13 protein-coding genes and 3 tRNA genes are annotated in these 13,408 nt (G+C 58.3%); 8 read left to right on the top strand and 8 right to left on the bottom strand.

The window, feature by feature from the left end; translation table 11 throughout:
• Window position 1: 1 nt before the first annotated feature.
• The 5 genes from ACKUG4_RS17765 to ACKUG4_RS17745 form a co-directional block, all read right to left on the bottom strand.
• Window positions 2-1,024: an ABC transporter permease gene (locus tag ACKUG4_RS17765; RefSeq protein ID WP_445434506.1), complete on the bottom strand. Its 1,023-nt coding sequence runs from the start codon at window positions 1,022-1,024 to the stop codon at window positions 2-4.
• Entirely contained in the window at window positions 1,024-2,085 is a 1,062-nt protein-coding gene (locus ACKUG4_RS17760; protein WP_007952064.1) for a microcin C ABC transporter permease YejB, read from the bottom strand. Before ACKUG4_RS17760 ends, ACKUG4_RS17765 begins: the two co-directional genes overlap by 1 nt.
• Entirely contained in the window at window positions 2,085-3,953 is a 1,869-nt protein-coding gene (locus ACKUG4_RS17755) for an extracellular solute-binding protein (RefSeq protein ID WP_221397448.1), read from the bottom strand. Before ACKUG4_RS17755 ends, ACKUG4_RS17760 begins: the two co-directional genes overlap by 1 nt.
• Before the next feature lie 134 nt (window positions 3,954-4,087).
• Window positions 4,088-4,369, bottom strand: a complete 282-nt coding sequence (locus ACKUG4_RS17750; protein WP_007952068.1) for a peptidylprolyl isomerase — start codon at window positions 4,367-4,369, stop codon at window positions 4,088-4,090.
• Between the two features lie 96 nt (window positions 4,370-4,465).
• Window positions 4,466-5,335, bottom strand: coding sequence for an esterase/lipase family protein (locus ACKUG4_RS17745; RefSeq protein WP_064596978.1), 870 nt, complete (start codon window positions 5,333-5,335; stop codon window positions 4,466-4,468).
• Window positions 5,336-5,675: 340 nt separating this feature from the next.
• Here ACKUG4_RS17745 and ACKUG4_RS17740 point away from each other — a divergent pair, with 340 nt between their 5' ends.
• Window positions 5,676-6,788 (top strand): hypothetical protein, encoded by a 1,113-nt coding sequence (locus ACKUG4_RS17740; protein ID WP_236187767.1) that lies wholly within the window; start codon window positions 5,676-5,678, stop codon window positions 6,786-6,788.
• Window positions 6,789-6,849: 61 nt separating this feature from the next.
• Here ACKUG4_RS17740 and ACKUG4_RS17735 read toward each other — a convergent pair whose 3' ends face one another.
• Window positions 6,850-7,926: a 3-deoxy-7-phosphoheptulonate synthase gene (locus ACKUG4_RS17735; RefSeq protein WP_445434505.1), complete on the bottom strand. Its 1,077-nt coding sequence runs from the start codon at window positions 7,924-7,926 to the stop codon at window positions 6,850-6,852.
• 616 nt (window positions 7,927-8,542) lie between these two features.
• On the opposite strand from ACKUG4_RS17735, the gene ACKUG4_RS17730 reads away from it, so the two are divergent.
• From ACKUG4_RS17730 to ACKUG4_RS17700, 7 genes are all read left to right on the top strand, one after another.
• Window positions 8,543-8,986, top strand: coding sequence for a GNAT family N-acetyltransferase (locus ACKUG4_RS17730; protein WP_445434586.1), 444 nt, complete (start codon window positions 8,543-8,545; stop codon window positions 8,984-8,986).
• Window positions 8,987-9,113: 127 nt separating this feature from the next.
• Window positions 9,114-9,755 (top strand): response regulator transcription factor GacA, encoded by a 642-nt coding sequence (gene gacA / locus ACKUG4_RS17725; protein ID WP_032829778.1) that lies wholly within the window; start codon window positions 9,114-9,116, stop codon window positions 9,753-9,755.
• A 2-nt stretch (window positions 9,756-9,757) separates the two neighbouring features.
• Window positions 9,758-11,581: an excinuclease ABC subunit UvrC gene (gene uvrC / locus ACKUG4_RS17720; protein ID WP_445434504.1), complete on the top strand. Its 1,824-nt coding sequence runs from the start codon at window positions 9,758-9,760 to the stop codon at window positions 11,579-11,581.
• A gap of 32 nt (window positions 11,582-11,613) precedes the next feature.
• Window positions 11,614-12,174, top strand: a complete 561-nt coding sequence (pgsA, locus tag ACKUG4_RS17715) for a CDP-diacylglycerol--glycerol-3-phosphate 3-phosphatidyltransferase (protein ID WP_064596971.1) — start codon at window positions 11,614-11,616, stop codon at window positions 12,172-12,174.
• Window positions 12,175-12,234: 60 nt separating this feature from the next.
• A tRNA-Gly gene (locus ACKUG4_RS17710) sits at window positions 12,235-12,310 on the top strand.
• Window positions 12,311-12,356: 46 nt separating this feature from the next.
• Window positions 12,357-12,430 (top strand) — tRNA-Cys (locus ACKUG4_RS17705).
• A gap of 194 nt (window positions 12,431-12,624) precedes the next feature.
• Window positions 12,625-12,711: transfer RNA gene (locus ACKUG4_RS17700), tRNA-Leu, on the top strand.
• A 50-nt stretch (window positions 12,712-12,761) separates the two neighbouring features.
• Here ACKUG4_RS17700 and ACKUG4_RS17695 read toward each other — a convergent pair.
• Both ACKUG4_RS17695 and ACKUG4_RS17690 read right to left on the bottom strand, forming a co-directional pair.
• Window positions 12,762-13,046 (bottom strand): hypothetical protein, encoded by a 285-nt coding sequence (locus tag ACKUG4_RS17695; protein WP_039768769.1) that lies wholly within the window; start codon window positions 13,044-13,046, stop codon window positions 12,762-12,764.
• 82 nt (window positions 13,047-13,128) lie between these two features.
• A complete protein-coding gene (locus ACKUG4_RS17690) occupies window positions 13,129-13,359 on the bottom strand; it encodes a hypothetical protein (protein WP_064596967.1) in 231 nt (76 codons plus the stop codon).
• Window positions 13,360-13,408: the final 49 nt, after the last annotated feature.

The following is a 13,408-nucleotide window of genomic DNA, read 5'->3' as shown; positions in this document are numbered from 1 at the left end:
TTCATGAGCGCGGGTCAAAGGCATCGCGCAACGCTTCGCCGATGAATACCAACAGGGAAAGAATCAGCGCCAGGGTGAAAAACGCGGTCAACCCGAGCCACGGCGCCTGCAGGTTCTGCTTGCCCTGACCGATCAACTCACCCAGAGACGCGCTGCCGGCAGGCATGCCGAAGCCGAGGAAGTCCAGCGCGGTCAGGGTCGAAATCGCCCCGGTCAGAATGAACGGCAGGTAGCTCAGGGTCGCGTTCATTGCGTTGGGCAGGATGTGCCGGACAATCACTTTGCGATCGCTCAAGCCCAGGGCCCGGGCAGCCTTGACGTACTCGAGGTTGCGTCCGCGCAGAAACTCGGCGCGGACCACGTCCACCAGCGCCAGCCAGGAAAACAGCGCCATGATCCCCAGCAGCCACCAGAAATTCGGCTCGACGAATCCCGAAAGGATGATCAGCAGGTAGAGCACCGGCAATCCCGACCAGACCTCCAGCAATCGCTGGCCGAGCAGATCGACCCAGCCCCCGTAATAACCCTGCAGGGCGCCGGCCGCGATGCCGATCAGAGCGCTGACGAAGGTCAGCATCAGGGCGAACAGGATCGACACCCGCGCGCCGAAGATCACCCGGGCCAGGACGTCGCGCGCCTGATCGTCGGTGCCCAGCCAGTTGACTGAAGTCGGCGGGCTCGGCGCCGGTTTGTTGAGGTCGTAATTCGGGGTGTCGTCACTGAACGGAATTGGCGGAAACAGCAGCCAGCCGCCGTCCTTGCGGATCAGCTTCTGTACGTAATCGCTGCGGTAGTCGGCCTGGAATGGCAGTTGCCCGCCAAACTCCTGTTCGGTGTGGCGCTTGAATACCGGGAAATACCATTGGCCCTGATAATTGACGACCAATGGCTTGTCGTTGGCAATCAGTTCGCCGCCAAGGCTGAGCAGGAACAGACCGATAAACAACCACAACGACCACCAGCCCCGGCGGTTTTTCTTGAAGCGTTCGAAGCGGCGACGGCCCAGAGGCGAAAGCTTGAACATCAGGCATTCCTCGCGGCGAAGTCGATGCGCGGGTCGACCAGCGTGTAGCACAGGTCGCCGATCAGTTTTATCAGGAGGCCGAACAAGGTGAAGATGAACAGCGAGCCGAACACCACCGGATAGTCACGGGACACGGCTGCTTCGTAACTCATGCGCCCGAGGCCGTCGAGGGAGAAGATCACTTCGATCAGCAACGACCCGGCAAAGAACACGCTGATGAACGCCTGGGGAATGCCCGACACCACCAGCAGCATCGCGTTGCGGAACACGTGTCCGTAGAGCACCCGGTTTTCGCTCAGGCCTTTGGCGCGCGCGGTGACCACGTATTGGCGGGTGATTTCATTGAGGAACGAGTTCTTGGTGAGGATGGTCAGGGTGGCGAAACCGCCGATCACCAGCGCCGTGACGGGCAATACCAAATGCCAGAAGTAGTCGGTGATCTTGCCCAGCGTTGACAGGGATTCGAAGTTGTCGGACACCAACCCGCGCACCGGGAACCAGTTCAGTGAGGTGCCGCCGGCGAACACCACGATCAGGAACATCGCGAACAGGAACGCCGGCATGGCGTAACCGATGATGATCGCCGTGCTGCTCCAGATATCGAAATGGCTGCCGTGGTGCACGGCTTTGCGGATGCCCAGCGGGATCGACACCAGATAAGTGATCAGCGTCGCCCACAGGCCGAGGGAAATGGTCACCGGCATTTTCTGCAGGATCAGGTCGGTGACCGTGGCGCCACGGAAGAAGCTCTTGCCGAAATCCAGCTGCGCGTAGTTCTTGAGCATCAGCCACAGGCGTTCATGGGCCGGTTTATCGAAGCCGTACTGTTTTTCGATGTCCTTGATCAGCTGCGGATCGAGGCCGCGACTGGCGCGGGACGTGCCGCTCATGGTCTCGCTCGCCCCGCCACCGACGCTGGCGCCGCCAATGCCTTGCAAGTGGGCGATGGCTTGTTCAACCGGACCACCTGGCGCGGCCTGGATGATCACGAAATTGACCAGCAGAATGATCACCAGCGTCGGAATGATCAGCAGCAGGCGCCGCAGTATGTAAGCCCACATCAGTGCGGCCCTCCGGGTCTGCCACGGCTGATTTTCTCGGCCGTCATCTGCTGGTTGGTCAGCGGCGTGCTGCTGATTTCCCACCAGCTCTCGATCGCTTCGTCATTGCTCGCCTGCACGGTGGGAATGCCGAAACGGTTCCACCACACGGTGGACGTGCCCGGCGGGTAGTAGTTGGGAATCCAGTAGTAGTTCCATTGCAGAACCCGATCCAGTGCATGGGCGTAACGCAGCATATCGGCCTGGGTCGAAGCGCGGATCAGGCCGTTGATCAAGGTGTCGACCGCCGGGTTCTTCAGCACCATGTAATTGTTGGCACCGGGGTCGTTGGCTGATGCCGAACCGAAGTAGTTCAACAGTTCGCCGCCGGGGGAGGTGGTGACCGGGTAACCAGTGACAATCATGTCGTAGTCGCGGCTCATCAGACGGTTGACGTATTGCGAGGAGTCGATGCGACGGATGTCGAGGTTGATGCCGATCTGTTTAAGTGTGCGCTTGTACGGCAGCAGCAGACGGTCCATGCCGTTCTGGCTGACCAGGAAAGTGAAGCTCAACGGCTCGCCACGGTCGTTGACCAACTGGTCGCCATCGGGTTTCCAGCCGGCCTGTTCCAGCAGCTCCAACGCTTGCAGTTGTTTGTCGCGGATAAGGCCGCTGCCGTCGGTTTTCGGCGCTTCGAAGACCTGGGTGAACACCTCGTCGGGAATCTGTCCGCGCAAAGGTTCCAGAATCTTCAGCTCGGCGGCATCCGGCAGCTGGCGCGCGGCCAGGTCGGTGTTGGAGAAGTAACTCTGCTGGCGAATGTACATGTTGCGCATCATCTGCCGGTTGCTCCATTCGAAATCCCAGAGCATGGCCAGGGCCTGTCGAACGCGGCGATCCTGGAACATCGGCTTTTGCAGGTTGAACACGAAACCCTGGGCGGACTGCGGTGCCTCGGTGGCCAGATGAGCCTTTTGCAGGCGCCCGTCGCTCAGGGCCGGACTGTCGTAACCGATGGAGTAGCCGGTGGCGGAGAATTCACGGTTGTAGTCATAGGCGCCACCGCGCAAGACCTGGCGGGCGACGTCGGTGTCGCCGAAGTACTCGATGCTGAAATGATCGAAGTTGTACAGGCCACGGCTGACCGGCAGGTCCTTGCCCCACCAGTCGGGATTGCGTTCGAAGGTAATGCTGCGCCCGGAGTCGACTTTGCCGACCCGATACGGACCGCTGCCCAGCGGCGGTTCATAGCCGCCACCGCCAGCGAAATCACGGGTCTTCCACCAATGTTCGGGAAATACCGGCAGGGTCGCGATGTCCAGCGGCAGGGTACGGTTTTCGTTGCTCTTGAAATCGAAGCGCACGGTCAGCGGGGCTTCGACTTCGACGCCTTTGACGTCGGCGAACTGGGTGCGATAACGCAGGCTGCCCTGGGTCATCAGCAAATCATAGGTGTAGCGCACGTCTTCGGCGGTGATCGGCTTGCCATCGGCGAAGCGGGCTTTTGGATTGATAAAGAAGCGCAGGGACAGGCCGTCATCCGAGCGTTCCATTTTCTGCGCCACGAGGCCGTATACGGTGTAGGGCTCGTCGAGCGAGCGCTGGGCCAGCGGGGAATACAGCAGGCCGTCGATCTGGCTGACGCCGATGCCTTTGTCGATATACGGCAGCACATGATCGAAGTGGCCGATCTCGATGGCCGAGCGGCGCATTGTCCCGCCTTTTGGCGCCTGGGCGTTGGTGTAATCGAAGTGACTGAAGCCGGGCGGGTACTTTGCCGGTTCGCCATAGACGGTCATCGCATGCTGCGGTGCGGCGTCCACACCAGTGATCCCAAGCAGCAGGGTTAGGGCAGTGAACATCAATGTCGGGAAAGCCAGTCGCATTGTCAGCCTTAAAGCCGGGTAATCGATAAGCGCAATTTGTACGCGAGCGGCGCGCCGTTCGCCAGCGGTGCGGTGTAACCAAAACAAAACGGCCCGCCATCAGGCGGGCCGTTGCACAGCAGGTCGGGCTGAAATCAGTCCTGACGGCTGGTGACTTCCAGCAGGTGATAGCCAAACTGGGTCTTCACCGGGCCTTGCACGACGTTGATCGGTGCGCTGAATACCACGGTGTCGAATTCCTTGACCATCTGGCCAGGACCGAACGAACCCAGGTCGCCGCCCTGACGGCTGGACGGGCAGGTGGAGTTGGCCTTGGCCACTTCGGCGAAATCAGCGCCACCTTCGATCTGGGCCTTGAGTTCGTTGCACTTGGCTTCGCTGGAAACCAGGATGTGGCGGGCAGTGGCTTTAGCCATGGGGAAATTCTCCAATCAAATCGATAAAGGGTGGAGCCTACCGGATTCAGTGGTCGATTTCTCGGCAAAGTTCCGTTCGCTGGTCTGATGAGACATCTATAGATCAGCGGCTTGAAGGCGCAAGGCGTGCTCGACATAGAGACGTATCGAGTCGTTAGCCATGGCGTGGTGTCCGCTTGCCCGCCGCAGAGTATGCAGGTGATCGAGGGAGTAGTCGGAGCGGATCACGGTGCCCAGGTGAGAGCTGAAGCGACCGACAAGTCCGTCGTTCTGGGCGAGTTCTGTAATGAAGTATTCCGAGAGGGCGCAGCAGATGCCCTGGACAGGGTCGAGCGACGGCTCTTCGGGTTCGGGTACGACGCCGCTCCATGAAAAATAGCGAACGCCATTCACCCATTCTGCACCGTGACCGCCCCAGACCTCGGGCAGACCCTGCGGGTATTTGTCGTTGAAGTTGCCGACCCCCTCCGTTGTCAAGGCACCCAGCGCAGCCAGTGCGCTGTGCGGCAATGCCTTTTGCCCGCTGAGCAGTGACAGAAAATCGGCAAACCGGGTAGCTACATTCTGTGCCACGACCTCCGGAAGTCTTCCAGGTATCAACGCCTTGCGCAGGAAGTCCGCCAGTTCCGAGCCATGGTTTGGCCCGCTGACTGATGTAACAGACGCAACGTTGTGTGGGGCTAGCGCTGCAGCATAGCGTGCCGTGAGTGCGCCTTGACTGTGGCCGATCAGGTTGACTTTGGCCGCGCCTGTGCCCCTTAACACGGCGTTGATTTGCGAGAGCAGTTGCTCCCCCCGTATTTCATTGTCATGGATGACCGACAGATGGGGCACAAACACCTGCGCGCCAGCAGCCTTGAGCGCCTGTTTTACGTCGTGGAACAGTTCGAACGGGCCAATGCGCTCGAATCCGAACAGGCCATGCACCAAAAGAATAGGATGATTGGTTGTCGCATTTAGTAGCATTTTTCGTCCTTGATCGCAGATGATCGTCGATGTTTTCTGCTTGCCACTCTAAAACAGTCGTGAGGCTGGGGATGCCTGAAGAATCGCCGTCATGCGTTGGAAACTGGATCAATGCGTGTATGAATTTTCACTGCTGCATGAACTCCGCTTCGGAACATTCAGACAGCTCCCGCCTCGTCGAAAGTACTTTTCCCTTTTTTGCCTACTTCCTTTAGTGCGTTTGGTCATGGCTCGAACAGTAAGGAGCTGACATCCGATCGGTGGTGAAGCGGTTTAAATGGAGGCTCTTCGACGCAGAGCTCAGGCGACGTGTCATTTCCAGGGAATGGAGAGGCAACTGATGAATGATTTACAAGCAGCGGTCTTGCAAGAAAAGGACACAGGGATGGAGGGTGGCAGCGTTCAGTCGTTCGGACCCTGTCGGGAGGGCGCAGGGGCTTTGCCGTTGCCGGCGCCCACACTGGATTCGATTGTCGGCGCTGTCGTTGATCCGTCATTGAGCAAGGTTGTGGTGCGGATTGCGCCCTGGTCTGGAATGGCATGCGGTGACAGGGTCGTGTTGAGCTGGCATGGTTTCGATACAGAAGGCCTGCCGTATCGGCACGACATTGCGAGATCCGTCAGTGAAAGTCAGCTGGGCAAGGATGTCGTTCTGATCGTGCGGGACGTTCACATCGCAGCATTGGACGGGGGCACGCTGGAGGTGTTCTGGACATTGAACAGCGTCACGAGAACGGCGCCTGGTTCTTCAATGCGTACGCTGCTGGACGTCGGAGACGTCCGCTACAGTCTGTTACCGGTCCTCGTGGAGGATGCCGTCGGGGGCAGTCTCGATCCGGCTCGCGTACCCGACGGAACGACTGCCATCCTTCAACCCTATGCCGGAATGAGTGCAGGCGACCGGGTAGAGTTGATCTGGCAGGGGCCTTCGCCGGAGGCATCATTTCGAGACATTCTTATCGTTGAGTTCTTTGCTGTCGGTCAGCCCTTGGTGTTCGGAGTCGCGCCCGAATTCATCGCTCCGCATTTGGGGGGCGAGGTGTTGGTTCACTACCGTGTAGAGCAGAAAAGCGGAGCCATTCGCGAGTCAGGCGCTACGCGGATCAGCATTGGCCCATTGGCACGAGATGAGCTACCGGCACCCCGAGTGCTTGAAGCGGAAGACGGCGTGCTTGATATGCATGACGCCACCGATGGCATCAGCGTGATGATAAGTGATGCGCAGGTGGAGGAGGGTGAGCTGGTTTATCTCAAGTGTGACGGCGAGTCGTTCTTCCACCGGGACGACCGCGAAATCATCGGGGGGATGGCCATGCAGCCGTTGGTTTTCATCGTGCCTTACCGGTTCTGGCGAGAGCATGTGAACACTGTTGTGCGACTGTCCTACTCGGTCGAACGGCTGGATGATGTCAGTCAGGAGTCCGCGGTGACACTGGTTCGCGTACAGGCTTGATCTAGCGTTGCGAACGTAGCCCGCCCTCCGCTTGAAATTCGGCGGAGGGCGGTGCTCATCATCAGACCGAAGTCTGTTTGCGCATACGGTGGGCGGCGTCCAGCAGCAATTGTCTCGTAGCATCGAACCCGAGGCAGCCATCGGTTACCGAAACCCCGTAGCGAAGCGACTCGCTCAAGGGCTGGCATCCTTCGAACAGGTGCGATTCAAGCATCATGCCGATCAGCGAGCGTTCGCCCTGCAAACGCTGCTCCAGTACATGATTGAACACGTCAGGCTGGCGAAGGGGGTCTTTGCCGCTGTTGGCATGACTGCAGTCGACCATTATTCGGCTCGGGATTTTCAGTCGGTTCAATTCGCTGTTGATCCTGGAAACGCTTTCACGGTCGTAGTTCGGCCCCTGATGTCCGCCCCGCAACACCAGATGCGTATCCGGGTTGCCGAGCGTCGGGACGATAGCCGGATGGCCCTGGCTGTCCACGCCGAAATGGCGATGGGGATGAGCTGCCGAACGCATCGCATCGACGGCAATGGCGACACCACCATCGGTTCCATTCTTGAAGCCGACCGGCATGCCGAGCCCGCTGGCCATTTCACGATGGATCTGAGATTCAGTGGTGCGGGCGCCGATGGCGACCCAGCTCAGCAAGTCGTCGAAGTATCCGGCGGCCATGGGTTGCAGCAGTTCAGTGGCGACCGGCAGTCCGAGGCGGATCATTTCCAGCATCAGTTCGCGCGATAGCGTCAGGCCCGCAGCCATGTCGTCGCTACCGTCGAGATGAGGATCGTATGCCAGGCCTTTCCAGCCAACGGTGGTGCGAGGCTTTTCAACGTAGGCGCGCATGACAAGCAACATGTCCTGACGGACTTCGCTGGCCAGTTGTGCGAGCTTTTCGGCGTATTCAAGTGCGGATTCGGGGTCGTGTATCGAGCAAGGGCCAACGATCACCAAAAGGCGTTGGTCTTCACCATTGAGAGTCGCTCGGACCGCCTGGCGGTGGGCAACGACTTGATTGTTCAGGGCATTGCTGAGCGGCAATTGCTGCTTGAGTTGCAGCGAACTTGGCAGACGCAGGGTCAGTGCTTCGTTGGCAGAGTTCAGCGTGGACAGTGGCAGAGCAGAAACGGACGAGTTCATATTCGGTAATTCCTGGGCGGACGGCGGGGGCTTCCCGCTTAATCGGCCCTACTGGGGTGTTCGACAATTGGCCGGATTGGCTACGTGTGTTGGCTTGCCACCTGTGGGTGACCGATCGGAGGCGGCAGGTTGTCCCGAGCGGAGGCTGGTAAATCGCCAGGCGGAAAAACTGTCGTAACGGTAATAAGTGGCGTAGTTCATTGGTTGAATCCTCAAAGTGTCTGGTGTGTTGCTGAAAAAAGTTCGGGCCTGAAAAAACAAAACCCCCGGTCGGGATGCCGACCGGGGGTTGAGAAATCTCTGGTAGGCGACCCGTTCAAATGGGCGCCGGTTGGGTATCAGGCGCGCCAGTGGCTAAACCAATACCCAAAATAAAAGCTTGCTGGAGCCGAGGCACCGTTCACCCGGGCAGCCGCAACCGAGCGCGAGGCGCTGGTGGTATGAAGCTGTGAAAGGGCGTTGAACATGAGCTGTCTCCGATGAATGCGCCGAGCTTACTAGAGGCTGCTGCGCATCAGCAATCAGAAAATGCTATTGGAGTAGCAAGAAGGACTTTATGGGTTGAGCGCTCGCCTGGGTGTGCCACACTCTGCTTTTGACGCGTATCGAGGCAGGAATGAGTTTTGAACTGCGCCAGGCAACGGCCGCCGACCTGTCGTTTGTGCGAGAGCTGACTTGCCGAAACATGCTCCGCTACTACATTCACTATGACTTGCTGTGGCAGGACGAGGCGTTCGATGTCGCCTGGGCCGGGCGCGAGAACTGGTTGATCCTTCGGGAAGGCGAATTGATGGGGTATTTCAGTCTGAGCCGTGATGCTCGGGCCCTGTATATCCGCGAATTGCAGATCATCGAGAGCGCTCAGGGCCAGGGCGCGGGATCCTGGGTGATCGATCAGGTTGTTGCGATGGCGCGGCTGGAGCGTCGCCCGGCGTTGCGCCTGACGGTGTTCAAAAACAATCCGGCGCAAAACCTGTATCGAAGAAAAGGAATGTTGGTGCAAGGTGAGGACGAGTGTTTCCTTCGAATGCAGCTTGACGTGAGTACACCTGTGCTCTGAAACGCACGTCCGGCAAGCCCTCGATGAAGAATTGAAACTTTTTATATGTCGCTTGCCGCTAGGTCTGCCCCGCACTTTTTGCTAAGGTGTCCGGCATCCCAATAAGACCATATCGCGAGGTGTCTGCTTGATTAGGGTGCTAGTGGTCGACGACCATGATCTCGTTCGTACAGGCATTACACGTATGCTGGCAGACATCGATGGCCTGCAGGTGGTGGGCCAGGCCGAGTCCGGGGAAGAATCCCTCATCAAGGCTCGTGAGTTGAAGCCCGACGTGGTGCTGATGGACGTCAAGATGCCGGGCATCGGCGGCCTCGAAGCTACGCGCAAACTGTTGCGCAGCCATCCCGACATCAAAGTGGTTGCAGTCACCGTGTGTGAGGAAGATCCGTTTCCTACACGTTTGTTGCAGGCCGGTGCGGCGGGGTATCTGACCAAGGGCGCCGGATTGCCGGAAATGGTTCAGGCCATTCGCCTGGTGTTCGCCGGCCAGCGCTATATCAGCCCGCAGATTGCCCAGCAACTGGCAATCAAATCCTTTCAGCCGACCAATGATTCACCGTTCGATGCGTTGTCGGAACGGGAAATCCAGATTGCGCTGATGATTGTCGGCTGCCAGAAGGTTCAGATCATTTCCGACAAACTGTGTTTGTCGCCGAAAACCGTGAATACCTATCGCTACCGCATTTTCGAAAAGCTCTCGATCAGCAGCGATGTCGAACTGACGCTGTTGGCGGTTCGTCACGGCATGGTTGATGCCAGCCTCTGACCATGACTGAAATATTCGATTCGGGCGCTTTTTTATCGACCGTCAGCGGGCGCCCCGGCGTGTATCGCATGTTCGACAGCGACGCGCGTCTGTTGTACGTAGGCAAAGCCAAGAACCTGAAGAAACGCCTGGCCAGTTACTTTCGCAAGACGGGCCTGGCGCCGAAAACGGCGGCACTGGTCGGGCGTATCGCCCAGGTCGAAACCACCATTACGTCCAACGAGACAGAGGCGTTGCTGCTTGAGCAGACTCTGATCAAGGAGTGGAGGCCGCCGTACAACATCCTGTTGCGCGATGACAAATCCTATCCCTATGTCTTTTTGTCTGACGGACAATTCCCGCGCCTGAGCATTCATCGCGGGGCCAAGAAGGCCAAGGGTAAGTATTTCGGTCCCTATCCGAGCGCCGGGGCTATCCGCGAAAGCCTCAGTCTTCTGCAGAAGACGTTCTTCGTGCGTCAGTGCGAGGACAGCTACTACAAGAACCGAACCCGACCGTGCCTGCAATATCAGATCAAACGTTGCAAGGCACCCTGCGTCGGGCTGGTCGAGCCTGAGGTTTACGCCGAGGACGTACGTCACTCGGTGATGTTCCTCGAAGGGCGAAGCCATGCGTTGACCAATGAGCTGTCGACGGCGATGGAAGAGGCTGCGGTTAACCTCGAATTTGAGCGCGCCGCCGAACTGCGCGACCAGATTGCCTTGCTGCGTCGAGTGCAGGATCAGCAGAGCATGGAAGGCGGAACGGGTGATATCGATGTGATCGCCGCGTTCGTCAATCCGGGCGGTGCTTGTGTCCACCTGATCAGCGTGCGGGGAGGGCGGGTGCTTGGCAGCAAGAATTTCTTCCCCCAGGTCGGGATCGAAGAAGACGTAGCCGAAGTCATGGCTGCGTTTCTGGGGCAATACTTCATCAGCAGCCCGGAGCGCGACTTGCCGAGCGAGTTGATCGTCAATGTCGTTCACGAAGACTTTCCTGCGTTGATCGAGGCTATTCACACGCTCCGCGGACGCGAGCTGACCATCAGCCATCGGGTGCGCGGTACGCGTGCGCGCTGGCAACAACTGGCCGTGACCAATGCCGAACAGGCACTGGGTGCGCGGCTGGCCAATCGTCAGCACGTTGCCGCACGTTTCGAAGCGTTGGCAGAAGTGTTGAACCTCGACGAGCCGCCGCAACGGCTGGAATGCTATGACATCAGCCACTCCAGCGGTGAAGCGACGGTTGCTTCCTGCGTGGTGTTCGGGCCGGAAGGGGCAATCAAGTCGGATTATCGCCGCTACAACATCGAAGGTGTGACCGCTGGCGACGATTACGCCGCCATGCATCAGGCCCTGACCCGACGCTTCAGCAAGCTGAAGGAAGGCGAGGGCAAGTTACCGGACATCCTGTTGGTGGACGGCGGCAAGGGGCAGTTGTCGATGGCGCGTGACGTGCTCAACGAACTGGCTGTTCCGGATCTGATCTTGCTGGGGGTCGCGAAGGGTGTCACGCGCAAGGCGGGCTTCGAGACTTTGTATCTGAATGATGCGGCAAACGAATTCACCTTGCGTGGCGATTCGCCGGCGCTGCACCTGATCCAGCAAATCCGTGACGAGGCCCACCGCTTTGCGATCACCGGCCACCGTGCTCGGCGCGGCAAGACCCGCCGCACGTCAACGCTGGAAGGCGTTGCGGGTGTAGGGCCGACCCGGCGGCGGGACTTGTTGAAACATTTTGGTGGATTGCAGGAGCTGTCTCGTGCAAGCATCGAAGAGATCGCCAAAGCACCGGGGATCAGCAAAAAGCTAGCAGAGTCGATTTATGCAAACCTGCATAGTGAGTAGAATGCCCATTCACCTCGTAGCCAGTTGTGCCGATGAATATCCCTAATCTGATTACCGTTCTCCGCGTCCTGCTCATTCCGATCTTCATTCTGCTGTTCTATCTGCCCTACCAATGGAGCTATCTGGCCTCAAGTTCGGTATTCGCCTTTGCGGCAGCGACTGACTGGCTGGACGGCTACCTCGCGCGACGCCTGGAACAAAGCACGCCTTTTGGTGCGTTTCTCGATCCGGTAGCCGATAAGCTCATGGTCGCCGTCGCACTGGTCTTGCTGGTGCAAGAGCATGGCAACCTTTGGCTCACACTGCCGGCAGCTGTCATTATCGGTCGCGAGATCGTGGTGTCGGCGTTGCGTGAATGGATGGCCGAACTCGGTGCCCGGGCTCATGTGGCCGTATCCAATCTGGGTAAATGGAAAACTGCTGCGCAGATGCTGGCACTGGTGATTCTCCTGGCCAACCCCAAGGCTTTCAGTTTCTGGGTTCTCATGGGTTATGCGTTGCTGATGATCTCTGCAGGTCTGACCCTGTGGTCGATGGTTCAATACCTTCGCGCAGCCTGGCCACATCTGAAGACCGATGTAGAAAAGAAATAAAACTTTTTTGAATCAAAGGGTTGACGGGGCATCTGGAATCTATAGAATGCGCCACACCAAGCGGGAATAGCTCAGTTGGTAGAGCACGACCTTGCCAAGGTCGGGGTCGCGAGTTCGAGTCTCGTTTCCCGCTCCAATTTGTACAACGTTTGTTGTTGCGCTACTGACAGCAAATGTTTTGAGGCCGAGTAGCAAAATGGTTATGCAGCGGATTGCAAATCCGCCTACGCCGGTTCGATTCCGACCTCGGCCTCCACTATAAACAAGCTCCGTAGATCCATGATTTACGGAGCTTTTTTATTTGCATTGCAGTGAAAGATTTTGTCTTTGAAACGGCAACTGCAAACTTGCTTCACCGGGAAGTGATGTATATATTTCCCCCTCTGCTGCCAATGTGCAGTCCTGTCAGGATTGTGAATCGTCGTCAGCACAGTGCAACATCGCGCTACCGCCCGAATGGCGAAACTGGTAGACGCATGGGACTTAAAATCCCCCGCTCGAAAGGGCGTGCCGGTTCGATTCCGGCTTCGGGCACCATGAATATCAAGGGCTTGCATGACATACCTCATGCAAGCCCTTTTTCGTGCTCATACAAACGCCTGCCCGCTAAATCCTCTAGGCAAACGCTGAAGCCCGGCCATAGCCGTCAACCGCTCGATCCACTCGGAACGCCAGTCGGACGCCGAGCGTGCAGCCCAGGATTGGCGAGCCGCGCGCCGCGCCTCATTGCGCTGATTTTTGCGCGCATCCTTGTACGCATCGGTATTGCGGCAACTACGGCACTTCACTCGATTGAGTTCGCTGCTGGAGGAGAGGTTGTTGCCCTTGTGCCCACAGGCCAGATGCCCGTCGACTTTGAAATGAATGACCATGGGACGTCTCCTTGGTGACGTGTAAAGGTTTTGACCTCTCACGACCAAGGGCGTTCTTTCATGCCCCAGGCGAATCGACGAGCTATCTGAAGCGTGGTAGTGGCCGATCATTGGGTTTGAGCGACGACAAGGTACTGCGAATGAGGGGAGTGTCTTTGTCGATATCGTTCAGCCGGTCGCGGATGCGCAGAGCGGTCGGGTGTCCGCCTTGATGATCGACCCAGTCGGCGATCTCTTTGCAAGCTGCCGCGAGACGCGCCTCCCGAGCCTCGAGCAAGGTAAGCAGAGTGGTGATGGACTCTTTTTCGGACATGGAGCACCTCCGTTCATTAATCCGTTCGGTAGCAGCAAAAAGCTCGCCA

It is taken from the genome of Candidatus Pseudomonas auctus, assembly GCF_048654275.1.
Lineage (GTDB): Bacteria > Pseudomonadota > Gammaproteobacteria > Pseudomonadales > Pseudomonadaceae > Aquipseudomonas > Aquipseudomonas pharyngis.
This window is presented reverse-complemented; position numbering and strand designations above follow the sequence as displayed.